General features: G+C 66.4%; 17 protein-coding genes. All 17 read left to right on the forward strand.

Annotated features, from left to right (window positions below; translation table 11 throughout):
• Positions 1-6: 6 nt before the first annotated feature.
• A complete protein-coding gene (gene rsmH / locus C2847_RS08850) occupies positions 7-867 on the forward strand; it encodes a 16S rRNA (cytosine(1402)-N(4))-methyltransferase RsmH (protein WP_105318019.1) in 861 nt (286 codons plus the stop codon).
• Positions 867-1,130 carry a hypothetical protein gene (locus tag C2847_RS08855; protein WP_105318020.1) on the forward strand — a complete coding sequence of 88 codons (264 nt, stop codon included), beginning with the start codon at positions 867-869 and terminating at the stop codon, positions 1,128-1,130. The genes rsmH and C2847_RS08855 overlap by 1 nt, the downstream gene beginning before the upstream one ends.
• Positions 1,127-2,446 (forward strand): peptidoglycan D,D-transpeptidase FtsI family protein, encoded by a 1,320-nt coding sequence (locus tag C2847_RS08860; RefSeq protein ID WP_105318036.1) that lies wholly within the window; start codon positions 1,127-1,129, stop codon positions 2,444-2,446. Before C2847_RS08855 ends, C2847_RS08860 begins: the two co-directional genes overlap by 4 nt.
• The gene (locus tag C2847_RS08865; RefSeq protein WP_208619948.1) at positions 2,430-3,740 is read left to right on the forward strand and encodes a UDP-N-acetylmuramoyl-tripeptide--D-alanyl-D-alanine ligase; all 1,311 of its coding nucleotides are present in this window, start codon (positions 2,430-2,432) and stop codon (positions 3,738-3,740) included. The genes C2847_RS08860 and C2847_RS08865 overlap by 17 nt, the downstream gene beginning before the upstream one ends.
• A complete protein-coding gene (locus C2847_RS08870) occupies positions 3,728-4,435 on the forward strand; it encodes a hypothetical protein (protein WP_105318022.1) in 708 nt (235 codons plus the stop codon). Before C2847_RS08865 ends, C2847_RS08870 begins: the two co-directional genes overlap by 13 nt.
• The gene (locus C2847_RS08875; protein WP_105318023.1) at positions 4,426-5,283 is read left to right on the forward strand and encodes a phospho-N-acetylmuramoyl-pentapeptide-transferase; all 858 of its coding nucleotides are present in this window, start codon (positions 4,426-4,428) and stop codon (positions 5,281-5,283) included. The genes C2847_RS08870 and C2847_RS08875 overlap by 10 nt, the downstream gene beginning before the upstream one ends.
• The gene (locus C2847_RS08880) at positions 5,280-6,533 is read left to right on the forward strand and encodes a Mur ligase family protein (RefSeq protein WP_105318024.1); all 1,254 of its coding nucleotides are present in this window, start codon (positions 5,280-5,282) and stop codon (positions 6,531-6,533) included. Before C2847_RS08875 ends, C2847_RS08880 begins: the two co-directional genes overlap by 4 nt.
• Positions 6,512-7,570, forward strand: a complete 1,059-nt coding sequence (locus C2847_RS08885) for an FtsW/RodA/SpoVE family cell cycle protein (RefSeq protein WP_105318025.1) — start codon at positions 6,512-6,514, stop codon at positions 7,568-7,570. The genes C2847_RS08880 and C2847_RS08885 overlap by 22 nt, the downstream gene beginning before the upstream one ends.
• On the forward strand, positions 7,558-8,577 hold the full coding sequence (locus C2847_RS08890) for a UDP-N-acetylglucosamine--N-acetylmuramyl-(pentapeptide) pyrophosphoryl-undecaprenol N-acetylglucosamine transferase (protein WP_105318026.1): 1,020 nt from the start codon (positions 7,558-7,560) through the stop codon (positions 8,575-8,577). Before C2847_RS08885 ends, C2847_RS08890 begins: the two co-directional genes overlap by 13 nt.
• Entirely contained in the window at positions 8,574-9,914 is a 1,341-nt protein-coding gene (gene murC, locus C2847_RS08895; RefSeq protein ID WP_105318027.1) for a UDP-N-acetylmuramate--L-alanine ligase, read from the forward strand. The genes C2847_RS08890 and murC overlap by 4 nt, the downstream gene beginning before the upstream one ends.
• Complete coding sequence (locus C2847_RS08900; RefSeq protein WP_105318028.1) at positions 9,904-10,701, forward strand: UDP-N-acetylmuramate dehydrogenase; 798 nt, start codon at positions 9,904-9,906, stop codon at positions 10,699-10,701. Before murC ends, C2847_RS08900 begins: the two co-directional genes overlap by 11 nt.
• Positions 10,702-10,735: 34 nt before the next feature.
• Positions 10,736-11,320 (forward strand): cell division protein FtsQ/DivIB, encoded by a 585-nt coding sequence (locus C2847_RS08905; protein ID WP_105318029.1) that lies wholly within the window; start codon positions 10,736-10,738, stop codon positions 11,318-11,320.
• On the forward strand, positions 11,317-12,561 hold the full coding sequence (ftsA, locus tag C2847_RS08910) for a cell division protein FtsA (protein ID WP_105318030.1): 1,245 nt from the start codon (positions 11,317-11,319) through the stop codon (positions 12,559-12,561). The genes C2847_RS08905 and ftsA overlap by 4 nt, the downstream gene beginning before the upstream one ends.
• Before the next feature lie 32 nt (positions 12,562-12,593).
• Positions 12,594-13,649 (forward strand): cell division protein FtsZ, encoded by a 1,056-nt coding sequence (ftsZ, locus tag C2847_RS08915; protein WP_105318031.1) that lies wholly within the window; start codon positions 12,594-12,596, stop codon positions 13,647-13,649.
• A gap of 12 nt (positions 13,650-13,661) precedes the next feature.
• On the forward strand, positions 13,662-14,162 hold the full coding sequence (ruvC, locus tag C2847_RS08920; protein WP_105318032.1) for a crossover junction endodeoxyribonuclease RuvC: 501 nt from the start codon (positions 13,662-13,664) through the stop codon (positions 14,160-14,162).
• A gap of 767 nt (positions 14,163-14,929) precedes the next feature.
• On the forward strand, positions 14,930-15,595 hold the full coding sequence (locus C2847_RS08930) for a DUF4397 domain-containing protein (protein ID WP_105318034.1): 666 nt from the start codon (positions 14,930-14,932) through the stop codon (positions 15,593-15,595).
• Positions 15,596-15,659: 64 nt separating this feature from the next.
• Positions 15,660-16,373 (forward strand): methyltransferase domain-containing protein, encoded by a 714-nt coding sequence (locus tag C2847_RS08935; RefSeq protein WP_105318035.1) that lies wholly within the window; start codon positions 15,660-15,662, stop codon positions 16,371-16,373.
• The last annotated feature ends 141 nt before the right edge of the window (positions 16,374-16,514 follow it).

A 16,514-nucleotide genomic window follows, 5' to 3' on the forward strand; every position in this document is an offset into this window, starting at 1 on the left:
AGATTTATGGACGCCATTACCCAGCACATCCCCGTCCTTTACCAGGAGGTCCTCCACCTCCTCCAGGTCCGGCCAGGCCAGGTGTACGTGGACGCCACCTTGGGAGGAGCTGGGCACACCAAGGGAATCCTGGAACAAGGAGGCCTGGTCATCGGCCTGGACCAGGACCCCGAGGCCGTGGCCCGGGCAAGGGCCCTGGGGCTCCCTGGGCTCAGGGTTTTTCAGCGGAACTTCCGCCATCTAAAGGAGGTCCTCCAGGAGGCAGGGGTTAGCCAGGTGGCAGGCATCCTGGCGGATCTAGGGGTGAGCAGCTTCCACCTGGAGGACCCCAAGCGGGGCTTCAGCTACCAGAGGGAAGGCCCCCTGGACATGCGCATGGGAGAGGAGGGCCCCACCGCCTACGAGGTGGTGAACACCCTTCCCTTGGAAGACCTCCGGCGGATCCTGCGGGACCTGGGGGAGGAGAAGCAGGCCCATCGCATCGCCAAGGCCATCGTGGAAAAAAGGCAGAAAGCCCCCATCCGCACCACTTTGGAGCTGGCCGAGGTGGTGCGGCAGGCGGTGGGCTTCCGGAAGGCGGGACACCCCGCCCGCAAAACCTTCCAGGCCATCCGGATGTACGTGAACGACGAGCTAGGCGCCCTGGAGGAGTTCCTTAGGCAAGCCGAGGAGGTCTTAGCCCCTGGAGGAAGGCTTCTGGTCATCACCTTCCATTCCCTGGAAGACCGGGTGGTGAAGCGCTTCCTGAAGGAGAGCGGTCTAAAGGTGCTCACCAAGAAGCCCATCACCCCAAGCCCAGAGGAGGTAGCGAAGAACCCCAGGTCCCGCAGCGCCAAGCTCAGGGCGGCGGAGAAGGAGGTGGCCTGATGCACCGCCAGGGAAGCCTGAGCACAGCCCTTCGCTTCGGCCTCCTCTACCTCCTAGCCCTCCTTTTGGTCTTCGCCGTGGGCCACCGCAACCAAATGGAGAAGGCGCACCTGGCCAGGATGGAAGAGGAGCTCGCTAGGTTAAAAGCCCGGGAGGAAGCCTTGCTCAAGGAAAGGTGGCAGGCCACCGAGCCCCACCGGGTGCTCTCCTGGGCCAAGGAAAAGGGCTTCGTGCCCATGAGCCAAGGGAGGTGGGGGGAGTGACCGTAGGGGTAAGCCGGGTTTCCTGGGTTTTTCTGGGGTTCGCCCTCTGGGTGGCCCTCTTCGGCTTGGGCCTTTACAGCCTGATCGCCCGCCCTCCAAGGCTCTCCGCTCCCCCGCCTCCCGCCGCTCCCCCTCGAGGCACCCTATATGCCCAGGATGGCACCCCCTTGGCCCTGGACCTCAAGGAAGGGCGCTACTACCCCTTGGGAAAAAGCGCCAGCCAGCTCCTGGGCTTCGGGGAACGGGGCACGGGGAAGGGGCTTGAGGGGTTGGAACGGGATTTGAACGGGGCCCTGGAGGCGGGCCGCTCCTTCACCCTCACCCTGGACCCCTGGATCCAGGCCCTGGCGGAGAAGGCCCTCTGGGAGGGCCTGGCGCGAAGCCGGGGGGCCTTTGGCACCCTGCTGGTCATGGATCGGGAGGGAAACCTCAGGGCCGTGGCCAACGGGCCAGCCTTTGATCCCCTAGCCCCCAGGGGGGATCCCAACCGGGACATCTCCTGGCGGAACCACGCCTTTCTGGTACCCCTGGAGCCTGGCTCCACCATGAAGGCCCTTACCGCCGCCATGCTCCTGGAGGAAGGGGCGGCCAACCTCACCACCCGGGTGGAGGCCCCCATGCACCGGGTGGTGGACGGATGGACCATCCGGGACGTCATCCCCCACCCCCCGGTCCTCACCTTGGCCGAGGTGCTTCGCTACTCCTCCAACGTGGGCATCAGCCTGCTGGCCGAGGCCCTGCCCAAGCAGGTGTTTTACCATTATATGGAGCGTCTACACTTCACCGATCCCACCCCCCTGCCCGGGGTCAGGGTGGCTAGCCCAATCGTTACCCCGCCCCACACCTGGAGCCCCGCCGCCTACGCCAATCACACCTTTGGCCAAGGTTTCCTCGTCACCCCCCTTCACCTCACCGCTGCCTTCAACACCCTGGTGGACGGCCTCTACCGCCCACCCAGGCTCTTCGTCCGGCAAGAAGGCCAGCCGGAGCGGGTCTTCTCCCCCGCCACCGCCAGGGCCATCCGCCGAGCCCTGCAGGAAGGCCTTGCTCCCCGTGCCTCCCTGGCAGGGTACCCCTTGGCGGGCAAGACGGGAACCGCCCAGGTGGTGGTAAACGGAAGGTATTCCCAGGAAGTCTTCACCGCTTGGTTTGCTGGCTTCGTGCCCGGGGATAAACCCCTCTACACCGTGGTGGTAGCCATCCACCATCCCAAAGGGGAGATCCACGGCAGCCTGGTGGCCGCCCCCATCTTCCGGGAGGTGGCCGCCGGGCTCTTGGCGTACCGGGGTATACCCCCCTATGCTGAAGGGCGGTGAGTGGCTTGTGTATCTTCATCATGTTAGGGAAGTAACGCCGGAGTGGGTGGCCAGGGCCACCGGGGGAAGGCTTCACCCTGGGGGGAAACCCGTGCGCGACCTCCACTGGGATAGCCGCGAGACCACCCCTGGCAGCCTCTTCGTGGCCCTGCCCGGGAAGCGGGTCCATGGACGGGAGTATGTGGACGAAGCCCGGGCCAAAGGAGCCCACCTGGTCCTCTCCGACCGTCCAGGACCCGCCACGGTGGAGGTGGCGGACACCCACCAGGCCCTTCTCCGCTTGGGAAGGGCCTTGCGGGAGTTTTTCCCCGGCCAGGTGGTGGCGGTGGGGGGCAGCTCGGGAAAAACCACCACCAAGGAAGCCCTGGCCCAAGGCCTGGGGTTCCCCGCTCCTCCGGGCAACCAGAACACGGCCCCGCCTCTCGCCCGCTTTCTCCTGAGGCTGGATCCCCAGGCCCCAGGCTGCGTGGTGGAACTCGGGGTGGACCGGGTAGGGGAAATGGCCGAACTCATGGGCCTGGTCAGGCCGCACCTTGCGGTGCTTACCGCCTTGGGAGAGGAACACCTGGAAGCCTTCGGCAGCCTCCAGGGAGTGGTGGAGGAGGAAGCAGGCCTGCTATCCGCCCCCCAGGCCCTGGTGAGCCTGCAGGCGGCCGAGGTCTTAGGGCGCTTTGGCCAGGGCCGGAACCTCCCCACCTACGGCTTTGGCCAGGCCACCTTTCGGGGAGAGGACCTGAGGCTTCTTCTTCACGAAAGCCGCTTCCGCTACGGGGCCCTCGAGGTCCGCATCCCCTACCCCGGCATGGGCCCAGCCCTGGCCGCCTTGGCTGCCTTGGGGGTGGCGGAGATGTTGGGCCTAGATTCCAAGGAAGTGGCGGAGAGGCTAGCCCATCTGGTGCTTCCCCCGGGGCGGATGGAGCGGCGGGAAAAGGATGGGGTGGTGTTCTTGAACGACGCTTACAACGCCAACCCCCTTTCGGTGAAAGCGGGCCTGGCCTGGCTAGCCTTGCAACCCGGCAGGAAGTGGGTGGTCCTGGGGGAGATGCGGGAACTGGGGGAGGAAGCCCTAAGGCTACACCTGGAAGTGGCCAAGGAAGCAGCCCAGTTGGGCCTTAAGCCCCTGTACCTGGGCCCCTACGCCAAGGCCCAGGCCTCCTTAGGTGGGGAAGCAGCAGAAGGCCTCGAGGAAGCTGTAGCCTGGCTCAAGGAACGGGTTCAGCCCGGGGACCTGGTCTACCTGAAGGCCTCGAGGGGCGTGGGCCTGGAAAGGATTCTGGAGCTATGGGACGCCTGAACGCCCTGCCCCTTCTCGCCCTCCTCAGCGCCTGTGCTCCCCTCCAGGCCACCGCTCCCCTGCTTCCCTACCCAGGCGGCTTCGCCGAGGGAGGGTGGGTGACGGGCCGCTTCTCCGTGGCCCTGCCAGGACTTCCCCTCTTTCTGGATGCTGACCGGCAAAGCCTCTATGCCGCCTACCCGTACCAGCTTCTCATCTACCGGGATGGCTATTGGCAAAGCCTTCCCCTGCCGGGCATCCCACGATTTCTTAGGGCCTCTTCAGGGAAAGTGATGGTGGGGCTAGGAGAAGGCGTGTACACGGGGGAAGGATTTCTCCCCTACCCTGCCCGGGACGCCGCCTGGGGCCAAGAAGGGCTCTTCTGGGTAGGAGAAAAGGGGCTCTACCGGGAAACCACCCTTCTCCGCCCGGGGGCTTTCTCCCAGGTGGTGGCCTTGGACACTGGGGTGGTGGCCCTGGGCCAGGAAGCCTACTTCTACCCGGAAGGCCTCCTCCTCCCCCTGCCCCAGGTTGTCCGCAAAGCCCAGGCCGGGGCCTGCGGGGTGGCGGCCCTCATGGTGGGCTGGGTCTACTTGGTGCGGCCCGAGGGAGCCAAACCGGTGGCGGAAGCCCAGGACTTTGCCGCCTGGGGAGAAACCCTCTACCTCACCCCGGGCAGGCGGGTGATTTCCTGCAAGGAGGTGGTATGGCCCTAGCCCTTCTCCTCTCCTGGTTCCTCACCGCGGTCTGGATCGCGTTCATGAGAAGCCTGGGCCTGGGCAAGAAGGTGCGCACCGACGGACCTCAAAGCCACCTGGCCAAGCAGGGTACCCCCAGCATGGGGGGTGTGGCCTTCCTCCTGGCGGGCTTTCTGGCCTACAGCCTGATGGGGTGGGACGGGTTCGCCGGCCTTTGGCTCCTGGGCCTGGGCTTCGCCCTCCTGGGGCTTTTGGACGACCTGGGGGGAAACCTCGCCCGGCCCCTAAGGGCCCGCGAGAAACTCGCCCTGCAGACCCTCATGGCCCTGATCTTTGCCCTTTGGGCAGTGCGGCAGGTGGCCTACACTCCCTGGCCCCTCGCGGATGTGCTCCTTATCCTCCTGGCGGTGGTGGGTGCCGCCAATGCCTTCAACTTTACGGATGGCCTGGACGGGCTTTTAACCAGCATCGCCGCCGTACTCCTTCTTCCCTTCTACCCTTACCCCTTTGCCCAAACCCTCCTGGGCGCCCTCCTGGGATTCCTCTGGCACAATGCCCCCCAGGCCAAGGTCTTCATGGGGGACACGGGAAGCCAGGCCCTGGGGGCCATGCTGGCCGGGCTTTTCACCCTTACGGGAAAGCTTTGGCTTCTGCCCTTGGCGGGCATCATACCCGTACTGGAGGTGCTCTCCGTGGTGGTTCAGGTCCTCTATTTCCGGAGGACGGGGAAGCGCCTTCTGCGCATGAGCCCCCTGCACCACCACCTGGAGCTTTCCGGATGGGAGGAAAGCAAGATCGTCTTCCGCTTCACCGTCCTCACCGCCTTGGCCACGGCCTTGGCCTTCAGCCTGGGGGGAGGAGCATGATCCTGGTCTATGGGCTGGGACGAAGCGGACTTGGGGTTCTGCGCTTCTTGAGGAAGCGGGGACTTCCCGCCCGTTTCTACGATGATCGTCCCAAGGAAATAGAGGTGCGGGAGGCTTTGAGCCTGGGCTTCACCCCGGACTGGAACCTGGAGGGGGACTACCAGGAGGTGGTGGCCGCCCCTGGGGTATCCCTTTCCCATCCCCACCTCGAGGCCTTGAAGGCCCGCGGGGCCCTGATCCTTGGGGAAGCGGAGCTGGCCTACCGCCTCTCCCCCACCCCCATCGTCGGCATCACCGGCACCGCCGGCAAAACCTCCACCACCCTCTTCACCGTCCATCTCCTTAAGGGGCAGGGGCTTAAGGCCCTCGAGGGGGGCAATGTGGATCCCCCCTTGGTAAGCGTGGTGGACGAGGCTGAGGTGGCGGTGGCCGAACTTTCCAGCTTCCAGCTGGAAAGGATCCACGCCTTCCGCCCCCGGGTGGCGGTCCTCCTCAACCTTGGGGTGGACCACCTGGACCGGCACGGGAGCGTGGAAGCCTACCACCAGGCCAAGTTGAACCTTCTCAAAAACCTCACCCCCGAGGACGCCCTGGTCTACAACCAAGAAGACCCCCGGGTGCGGCGGGCCGCCCAGGCCTCTTTAGCCCGGCTCTACCCCTTCACCCCAGGGAACTCCCCTAGGGAGAGCAATCTAAGGGCGGCCCTCGAGGCGACCCGGGCCTACCTGGAACTCCTAGGCCGCCCCTTGAACACGGATCTTCTCGAAGAAAGCTTAAAAACCCTCCCCTCCCCCGCCCATCGCTTCCAGATCTTTGCCAGGAAGGGGGAGGTGGTTTTCATCGATGATTCCATCGCCACCCGCACTCCCTCGGTGGCCGCTGCCCTGGAGGCTGCCCCAGCCCCCATCGCCTGGATCCTGGGCGGGGAGGACAAGGGAGCCGATCTCGAGCCCCTACGCCCCCTCCTTTCCCGGGTGCGGGTGGTTTTGGCCATCGGCCGGGATGGCCCCAAGATGGCCGAGGCCCTGGGGGGTGGGGTGGAGGTGGTGGTCCTACCACACGAGGACGGCCGGGCTGCCTTGCGGGAAGCGGTGGCCGAGGCCTTAAAGCGCCTGGAACGGGGAAGCGTCCTCCTGGCTCCCCTGGCCGCCAGCTTCGATCAGTTCAGGGACTACCAGGACCGTGCCCAGGCTTTCCGGGAAGCAGTCTATGCTCTGGGAGGTGAGCCATGGACCCCATCCTCCTCCTGAGTAGCCTCCTCCTCATGGCCTTCGGCCTTATCGGCGTGGGGGTTGCCGAGCCTGGCCTTCTCCCAAACCATCTTCTGCGCATCGCCGTGGCCCTTGCGGCCCTGGTCCTGGGCCTTCTCCTACCCCCCGAAAGGCTTCTTCGCCACGCCCGCCTCCTCCTCCTGGTCATCCTGGGCCTTCTCCTCGTGGTACTTTTCATGGGCGACGGGCCGGGCGGGGTGCGGCGGTGGTTTTACCTGGGGCCCTTAGCCTTCCAACCCTCGGAACTCGCCAAGGTGGTGCTGGTCTACTACCTGGCCTCCTTTGTGGGGCGGAAGGGAAACGACTACCCCATCGCGGGGGCCGCAGCCCTGGTGGGCCTCACCGCGGGGTTGGTGCTGGTGGAACCCGATTTTGCCACCGCCCTCTTCCTGGTAACCCTGGCCGGCCTACTCTTCATCCTGGCGGGGGTACCCTGGCGGAGGCTCATCATGGTGAGCCTGGCAGGGGGTATAGCCCTAGCCCCCTTCTCCGGGATCTATCTGGCCCGCTTCCGCTACGTTTCGGAGCGTTTTGCCAGCTTTCTAGATTACCTTCAGGGAGAAGCCAACCCCGCCCAAACCGCCTACCAAGTCCTCCAGGCCCAGAAGGCCTTGATCCTGGCCGGCCTCTTTGGCCAGGGTCCTTCGGGCAACCTGCCCCACCTGCCCGAGGCCCACAACGACATGGTCTTTGCCAGCGTGGTCTTTGCCACCGGCTGGCTGGGGGGGTTCATGGTGCTCTTGCTCTATTTTCTGATCTTCGCCCGGGGGCTCTCCCTGGCCCTGAGGCTTTCTGGACCCTTGGGGTTGGTGGCCCTGGGCCTTACCCTTTACCTTACCCTGCAGGCTGCGCTGAACATCGGCGTGACCGTGGGATTCCTGCCGGTCACGGGGGTTCCCCTTCCCCTGGTGTCGTATGGGGGAAGCTCCCTTTTGGTTTCCGGCTTCGCCGTGGGCGTGATGATGCGCCTGGCCCGGGAAGCGTCCAGGAAGGAGGTGGGGCCATGGTCCTCCTGACTGGGGGCGGAACCGGAGGGCACCTTTTCCCCGCCTTGGCGGTGGCGGAGGAGCTTAGGAAGCGGGGCCTCGAGGTCTTCTACCTGGGAAGCCAAGGGGGCCTCGAAGCCCGCCTCCTCCCCGAGACCTCCATTCCCCACGCCCTGATCCCCGCAGGTAAGCTGGACCGTAGCGCCTTCCGGCCCCAGGAAGCCCAGAGGCTCCTGCAGGGCCTCAGGGCCGCCTGGAGGCTCCTGAGCAGGAAAAGGCCTAGGGCCATCCTCTCCACCGGAGGGTACGCCGGGTTTCCCGGGGCCATGGTGGGGGAACTTAAGGGGATTTCCGTCCTCCTCCACGAGCAAAACGCCAAGCTGGGTCTGGCCATAAGGCTCCTCGCCCCCATGGCCTGGGGTCTTGCCCTCTCCGTGCCGGTAACCCTTTCCCCCGGACTCGCCCGCAAGGCCCGGGTCACCGGTTACCCCGTGCGGGAGGTGCGCTACCCCAAGGCCGAGGCCAGGGCCCGGCTGGGCTTCCCCCCGGACAAACCCTTGCTCCTCATTCTCGGAGGAAGCCAGGGCAGCCTGGAACTCAACGAGAAGCTCCCTCCCCTGCTCAAACCCCTAGGCCTCCCTGTCCTTCACCAGGTGGGGGAGCGCTGGCTGGAGCGTTACCGGCATCTAGAGGAAGAGGGCTATCGGGTTGCGGGGTTCGTGGACACCCCCCTGGCCATGAGCGCCGCCGACCTCCTCCTCGCCCGGGCCGGGGCAGGCACCCTGGCGGAGGCCGCTTACCACCGGCTGCCCGCTTTGTTGTTTCCCCTTTCCCCCAGCCTGGACGGGGGCGCGCAGGCAGCCAACGCCCAAGCCTACCGGCAGGCGGGTGGGGCGGAGCTTGGGGATCTGGCGAGGCTTGCAAAGCAGGTGGAAGGGATCCTGGCCCACCCCGAGCCTTACCGGGAGGGTATGGCCGGGCTTTCCCCTGAGGGGGCCGCAGCCAGGCTTGCGGATTGGCTGGAGGAATTCCTATGACACGGGTACACATCATGGGCCTCGAGGGTGTGGGCATGAGCGCCTTGGCCCGCCTCTTACTGGGGGAAGGCATCGAGGTAACCGGATGCGACCTAGCCCCTGGCCGGCGGGCGGAAAGCCTAGGGGTCCCGGTCCATAGGGGCCACGATCCCGCCCATCTCCAGGAGGAGGACACCCTGGTGGTTCCCACTCCCATCCCCCTGGACCACCCCGAGGTGGAAGAAGCCAGGCGCAAGGGGATGCGGGTGCTGAGGAGGATGGAGCTTCTTGCCCATCTGCTAAGGCAAAGGCCCTCCTTGGGGGTTACCGGTACCCACGGCAAGACCACCACCACGGGGATGTTGGCGAGCATCTTCCTGGCCGCGGGGTTGGACCCCTGGGTGCTCCTCGGGGGCGAGCTTTCCCTCTTACCTGGCAACGCCCGCTTCGGCCTTGGCCCCCGCCTGGCGGAGGTGGACGAGTCCGATCCCCTCTTCCAGGAGGTGGAGGTGGAGGTGGCGGTGGCCACCAACCTCGAGGCGGACCACATCGCCCCTGCCGGGCAAAGGGCACCCAACTACCACACAAGCCTGGAGGAGTTGGAAAAAGCCATGCGGGGCTTTTTGAGCAGGGCCAAGACGGTGGTGGTGTCCACCTTTGACCCCAGGCTCCTAAGGCTTTCCCAGGGACTCCCCAGGAAGCTTTTCGGGGAGGAAGGGGACCTTTGGGCCGAGGAAACCGAGCTTGGACCCACGGGAAGCCGTTTCCAGCTGGTGTACCAAGGCCGGACCCTGGGGGAGGCCAGGCTCCAGGTCCCTGGCGCTCACAACGTGCGAAACGCCCTGGCTGCCGCCTTAGCCGCCCTAAGCTTCGGGGTGGAGCCTGAGGCCATCCTCGAGGGTCTGGCCCGCTTCCCAGGCGTGGGGCGCCGGTTCCAAAAGATCGGGGAGGTGCGGGGTGCTTGGGTGGTGGATGACTACGCCCACCACCCCACAGAGGTCAAGGCCACCCTGGCCACCGCCCACCTCCTGGGCCGCAGGGTAAGGGTGCTCTTCCAGCCTCACCGCCTCCTTCGCACCCAGGAGCTTTGGGAAGGCTTCGTCGAAGCCCTATCCTCCGCGCACGAGGTAGTGGTTCTGCCCGTCTACACCGCAGGGGAAAAGGCGGGGATTGCCCCTGAGGCCCTTTCCCGAAAGATCGCCGAGCGGCTGTTGGCGCTGGGGAAACCCGCCTGCCTCCTGGACAAGGAAGAGGCCCTGGCCTACGCCAGGGCCACCGCCACCCCAGAGGACCTCTGGCTCACCCTGGGAGCAGGGGACGTGACGGAGTTGGCTTGGAGGCTGGTCCATGAGGGTTGAGCAGGTGCTTCTCAAGGACTACACCACCTTAGGGGTGGGAGGCCCGGCGGAGCTTTGGACCGTGGAAACCCCCGAGGACCTCCAAAAGGCCACGGAGGCCCCCTACCGGGTCCTGGGAAATGGCTCCAACCTCTTGGTAATGGACGAGGGGGTGCCCGAAAGGGTGATCCGCCTTTCGGGTGAGTTCGCCACCTACGACCTAAGGGGCTGGGTGGGGGCAGGGGTCCTCCTTCCCCTCTTGGTGCAGGAAGCAGCCCGCCAAGGGCTTTCCGGCCTCGAGGGCCTCCTCGGCATCCCCGCCCAGGTGGGAGGCGCGGTCAAGATGAACGCGGGGACCCGGTTTGGGGAGATGGCGGATGCCCTCGAGGCGGTGGAGATCTTCCACGAGGGCCGCTTTCACATCTACCTCCCCCAGGAACTGGGCTTTGGCTACCGCCAAAGCCGCCTTCCCCCCGGGGGCATCGTGACCCGGGTCCGCCTGAAGCTGAAAGAGCGCCCCCTGGAGGAGATAAGGCGGCGCATGGCCGAGGTGGACGCCGCCAGGAAGGGCCAGCCCAAGCGGAAAAGCGCCGGCTGCGCCTTTAAAAACCCGCCGGGCCACTCCGCAGGCCGGCTCATCGACGAAAGGGGCCTCAAGGGCCTAAGGGTGGGCGACGCCATGGTGTCCCTAGAACATGGGAACTTTATCGTTAACCTCGGGCAAGCCACCGCCAGAGACGTGCTGGAACTCCTCAAGCGCATCCAGGAGGAACTGCCCCTGGAGCTGGAGTGGGAGGTATGGCCGTAACCTTTATCCGATTTTTCACACCGGGGGGGTTAGGATGGTAAGGATGAAGCTTGTGCTGGCCTCCCTTTTCGCCGCCACCCTCTACGTGGCCAGCCTGGTGCTCTTCCCGGTGGAAAGCGTGGTGGTGGAAGGCAACCGCCACCTGCAAAAACAGGAGATCCTGGCCCGCACCCAGCTCCATGCCGGCGAACCCTGGCTGTGGGTGGGAAATGGCCACCTAAAGGCCCTCCGCCAGGATCCCTGGGTGGCGGAAGCCCGGCTGGAAAAGCCCCGGATAGGAGAGGTCCGCCTGATCCTAAGGGAGCGGGAACCCTTCCTTCCCCTGGCGGACGGCAACGCCCTGGCCACCGACGGGACGGTGCTTCCCGGAGGGGCCCCCATGGCCAAGGGTCCCCAGGTGGAGGGCCAAGGCCCCCTACCTGTCCAGGACCTCCTGGCCCTGGCCCGCGCCTACCCCGAGGCCACCCGGCTGCGCTACACGCCCGCCGGGTTTTGGGTGGAAACGCCGCAGGGTGTGGCCTTTGCCCCGGAGGCCCGGCTTCTAGTAAAGTATGCCCAGGCGGGCGCACCAAAAGGGAAGGTTTACCTGTATTCTTGGGGGGTGAGCGTAAGCCCATGATTATCGCTGGATTGGACGTCGGTACCAGTAAGGTTACCACCGTGATCGGGGAACTGGCCCCCGATGGCGTTTTGGACATCATCGGCGAGGGCAGCGTGCCCTCCCAGGGATTGAAGCGGGGCGTGGTGGTTAACCTGGAGCGCACCACGGAGGCTATCCGCCAAAGCGTCCACCAGGCGGAAAGGGTGGCCGGGGTGAAGGTGGAGCGGGTCATCCTGGGGGTAGGAGGACCCCATCTCAAAAGCGTGACCAGCCATGGCCTGGCGGCCATCCGGCGTGGCCAGAGCATTACCGCCACCGATGTGGAGCGGGCCATCGAGCAGGCCAAGGCGTATCCCTTTGACGCCGATCTGGAGTTCCTTCACGCCCTTCCCTTGGAGTTCAAGGTGGATGGCCAGGAAGGTATCCGCGACCCCGTGGGCATGGCGGGGGTGCGCCTCGAGGTGGACGTGCACCTGGTGGCGGCCGGCCGCGGACCTTTGGCCAACCTGCGCCGGGCGGTGGAGGATGCGGGGCTGGAGATCGAGGCCCTGGTGGCCCAGCCCCTGGCCAGCGGCCTCGGTGTCCTCGCCCCCGAGGAGGAGCACATGACCGTCCTCCTCCTGGACGTGGGCGGGGGCACCACCGAGGTGGCGGTTTTCCGGGAAGGCCGTCTGGCCCACTCCTCCGTTCTGCCCCTGGGTGGAGATCACGTGACCCAGGACATCGCCCAGCTCCTCAAGATCCCCTTCGAGGAGGCGGAACGGGTGAAGCGCAAGTATGGGGCCGCCCTACCCGAGCTTGCGGATCCCGAGTTGGTCCTGGAGATCAATCAGGAAGGTGGGTCCCTGGGCGAGGTACCCGCTCCTGAACTGGCCCGCATCATCCGCCCCCGCTTGCGGGAGATTCTACACTTGGCCCGCCAGTCGGTGGACGAGGCCCTGGGGCCCTTGGAGATCAAGGTGAATCGGGTCATCCTCACCGGGGGTAGCGCCCTCCTTAAGGGCTTCGACCTCCTGGCAAGGCAGCAGTATGGCCTTCCCGTACGGGTGGGCAAGCCCCACGGGGTTTCCGGCCTCACCGACGTGGTGGCCACCCCTGGCCATGCCACCGCCGTGGGCCTGGTTCGTTACGCCGCCACCTTGCCCATCCCTGCACCCGAGCCCCGAAGGACCAGGGAAAGAAGGGACAGGCGTGAGGAGAAGGCAAAGGGTGAGGGCCTTTGGGCGCGGATCAAAGAAATTCTTAATAACCTATTCTGATTTCGATTTGGTTTGGGGAAGAGGAGGCAGAGATGGAAGGAGCGGTCATCAAGGTCATCGGTCTCGGGGGAGCGGGGAACAATGCGGTGAACCGCATGATTGAGGCGGGGCTTATGGGGGTGGAGTTCATCGCCGCCAACACCGACGCCCAAGTTCTGGCAAAGAGCTTGGCGGATGTGCGCATCCAGCTGGGGGAGAAGCTCACCCGGGGCCTTGGGGCTGGAGCCAACCCCGAGATCGGGGAGAAGGCAGCCCTCGAGGCCGAGGACCTCATCGCCGAAGCCTTGGACGGGGCCGACCTGGTCTTTATCACCGCCGGCATGGGGGGCGGTACGGGAACGGGAAGCGCCCCGGTGGTGGCGGATATCGCCAAGCGGCTTGGAACCCTCACCGTGGCCGTGGTGACCCGCCCCTTCAGCTTCGAAGGCCCGAAACGCCTCAAGGCGGCGGAAGAGGGTATCAAGCGCCTTAAGGAGCGGGTGGACGCCATGGTGGTGGTGCAAAACGACCGCCTCCTCTCCGCCGTGGACAAGAAGGTGAGCCTCAAGGATGCCTTCCTCATCGCCGACCGGGTGCTCTACCACGGGGTCAAGGGCATCACCGACGTCATCAATCTCCCGGGCCTCATCAACGTGGACTTCGCCGACGTGAAAACCCTTTTGGAGGGAGCAGGCCAGGTGCTCATGGGCATCGGGGCGGGACGGGGCGAAAACCGGGTGGAGGAAGCCGCCAAGACCGCCACCCATAGCCCCCTCCTGGAACGCTCCATTGAGGGAGCCAAGCGGCTTCTCCTTAACGTGGTGGGCTCCGAGGACCTCTCCCTTATGGAGGCGGCGGATGTGGTGGAGCGGGTGCGGGAGGCCACGGGCAACGAGGATGTGGACATCCTCTACGGGGTCACCTATGACGACCGGGCCCAGGACGAGCTCAGGGTGATCCTCATCGCCGCAGGTTTCGGGGAAAGCACCGTGGTGCCCAAGCCGCTTAGGCCCGTGGACTTCCCGACCCACGCCGATCCCTACAACTTCGACATCCCCGCCTTTATCCGCTACGGGGATGCGGACTACCCCCCTAGAAAGGGCAACTAGGAACCTCGAGGCATGGTGGTTTTGGGCATAGACCCCGGCATCACCCACCTGGGCCTGGGGGTGGTGGAGGCGGAGCCCAAGGGTACTCTAAAAGCCCGCCTCCTCCACGGGGAGGTGGTGAGGACCTACCACAAGGAACCCGCCCAGGAACGGGTGGGGCGGATCCACGCCCGGGTAAAGGAGGCCCTTGCCCGCTTCCACCCCGAGGCCCTGGCGGTGGAGGAGCAGTACTTCTACCGGCAGAACGAGCTGGCCTACAAGGTGGGCTGGGCCCTGGGGGCGGTGCTGGTGGCGGCCTTTGAGACGGGGGTTCCCGTTTACGCCTACGGCCCCATGCAGGTGAAGCAGGCCCTGGCCGGGCACGGGCACGCCGGTAAGGAAGAGGTGGCCTTTATGGTCCGGGGCATCCTGGGTTTAAAGGAGGCTCCCAAGCCCAGCCACCTAGCCGATGCCCTGGCCATCGCCTTGACCCACGCCTTTTACGCCCGGCTCCAAGCGGCCAAGCCCCTCTAGGCTATCCCGCGGCAAGGGGGCCTGGAGCCCAAGGGGTGGGCCTTCTTCCGCCTGGAGGTGCCGGAGGGCTTCCCCTTTAGGACCTCCCTCTTCGTGGGAGCGGGCTGTCCCGAGGACCTCCACCCCACCCTCTGGCTTCTGGGACCGGGGCTTGGGGGAGAGGCGGGAGGCGGCAGCCTGGACCCCCTACCAGGGCCATGGCCTGAATGCCCGGAAGGCCCCCCGCTTGGAGGCCTGCTTGAGTACGGAGGCCGGGGAGGAGAAGGGCTACTAACCCTTCTCCCTGGACGAGGGGGAAGCACCCGATGAGCGCCCTGGCCCAAGGCCCCCTCCTCTAAAGTCTCCTCTCCTTAGGGACGGCCCTCTTCGGCTTTTGGTGGGTAAAGCCCCTTCTGGCAGGGCTTCTTCTTCGCGAATGGGACCTAGGGGCTGGTGGACGGAGCCTTGGGTCGCTGCGCCCTGAGACAAGAGGCTCCGGGGAACCTGCGGGAGGTCCTCCTCGTCAAGGCGGGGCTGGACCTCCCCTACCTTATTGGCCGGGGTTCTCCTCTTCCTCCGAGGCCGCACAGCCTCCCACCGGGGCTTCGGTCTGGCCACCCTGGTCCAGGGGGGTTCCTCCTGGCCTTCCACCCGGGGCACGCCCTGGGCCTGGCCCCGTAAGGGCTCCGGGAGAGCCTGCTTGAGAAGAGGGTTCGCGAAAACTTCGTATTCTGGACAAAACTTTTGCAAGGAAATCCCCCCTAAGCTTCCCCTTAGGAGGTGAAAGGATGAAGAGGTTAATCGGCCTTTTGTTGGCGTTAGCGGTAGGCAGCCTGGCCCTGGCCCAAGGGGCCATGGTGCGGGTGGCGCACCTTTCCCCTGACGCCCCGGCGGTGGACGTGCTGGTGAACGGCCAGCGGGCCATCACGGGCCTGGCCTTCAAGGAGGTGACCCCCTACCTGGCCCTCCCCGCAGCAAAGGTACGGGTCCAGGTGGTGCCCGCGGGGCAGGACAGCCCCGTGGTCATCGACACCGAACTGGACCTGCGAGAGGGGGTCTACTACACCGTGGCCGCCACCGGTTTCCTGGCCCAGATCCGGCCTCAGGTGTATGTAGACGCCTTGGCGGGGCTCTTCCCGAGGGCGGGCTACGCGCGGGTGCGGGTGGTGCACACCTCCCCCGACGCCCCGGCGGTGGACGTGGCGGTGAAGGGGGGCCCGGTGCTCTTCGGCAACCTCCCCTTCCCCCGGGCGGGCCAGTACCTGGTGGTGCCCGCAGGGCGGTATGACCTCGAGGTCCGGGTGGCGGGAACGAGCACCGTGGCCTTGGAGCTTCCCGGGTTGGTTCTGGAAAGCGGCAAGACCTACACCGTCTTCGCGGTGGGAAGCGCTAAAGCGGGGACCCTCACCGTGGTGCCGGTGGTGGACGCAGCCGCCCTCGGCGGGAACCGGTAAGCCCTATAGGCTAGGCCCCCCGGCCTCTCCGGGGGGCCCCTTCTTTAGAAACGTGAAGGAACCCATGCCCCCTTGGCTCCTCCCCCTCCTGGCCTGCCCCCGGTGCCGGGGGAGGCTGGAGGTGGAGGGGGAGGCCCGCTGCCCCACCTGCGGGGCCCGCTACGCCTTCCGGGGAGGCCTTCTGGACCTTCGCGCGGGGCGGGAGCGGCCCCACCTCTGGCTGGCGAACCGCCTCCCCCTTATCCCCCTCCTCTACGACGCCTGGCGGCGGCGCTCCACCGGCCTTCTCTCCGGGAAAAAGCTCACCCTTGCAGAGGAGCTCGTCCGCCTACGGGACTGGCTCCTGCCCACCGGGGGGCCCTTTTTGGATGTGGGCACGGGGACCGGGGTCTACCGGGAGGCCCTGGGGGAGAGGGGGGTGGGCCTGGACCCCTCCCCCGCCTTCCTCTGGGTAGCCCGCCGCAGACGGCCGGGCCCTTACCTTTTGGGCCACGGGGAAGCCCTGCCTTTCCGGGAAGGGGCCTTTGGCGGCGTGGCCGTCGGCCCCACCTGGAACGAGTTCCCCGACCCCTTGCGGGCGGCCCAGGAAGCCCGCCGGGTGCTCCGGCCGGGAGGGCGGCTTTTCGGGATGCTCCTCCTGGGGCCAGGGCCTCCCTGGGGCCTTTGGCGGCCTTGGGCAGAGGAGGTCCTAGCCCTGATGAAGGGGGCAGGTTTCCGGGGAAGGCTGGAGGGGTTCGGGAGGCTCGGCCTCCTCCTGGCTGAGGTAGAACCCCCTTGAAAGGGGGCACATGCACCCTGGTTTCTGCGCCGTGGAAGAGGGCCTTCGTAAAGGTTTTCCCCTCCGGCTTTACCACGGGGAGCCGGGGAGCCAGGGCCATAAGCCTCTCGGCCCGCTCCCCCTGCCAGCGCCAGAAGGGGA

This window comes from Thermus tenuipuniceus, from assembly GCF_002964845.1.
In the GTDB taxonomy this organism is placed as follows: domain Bacteria; phylum Deinococcota; class Deinococci; order Deinococcales; family Thermaceae; genus Thermus; species Thermus tenuipuniceus.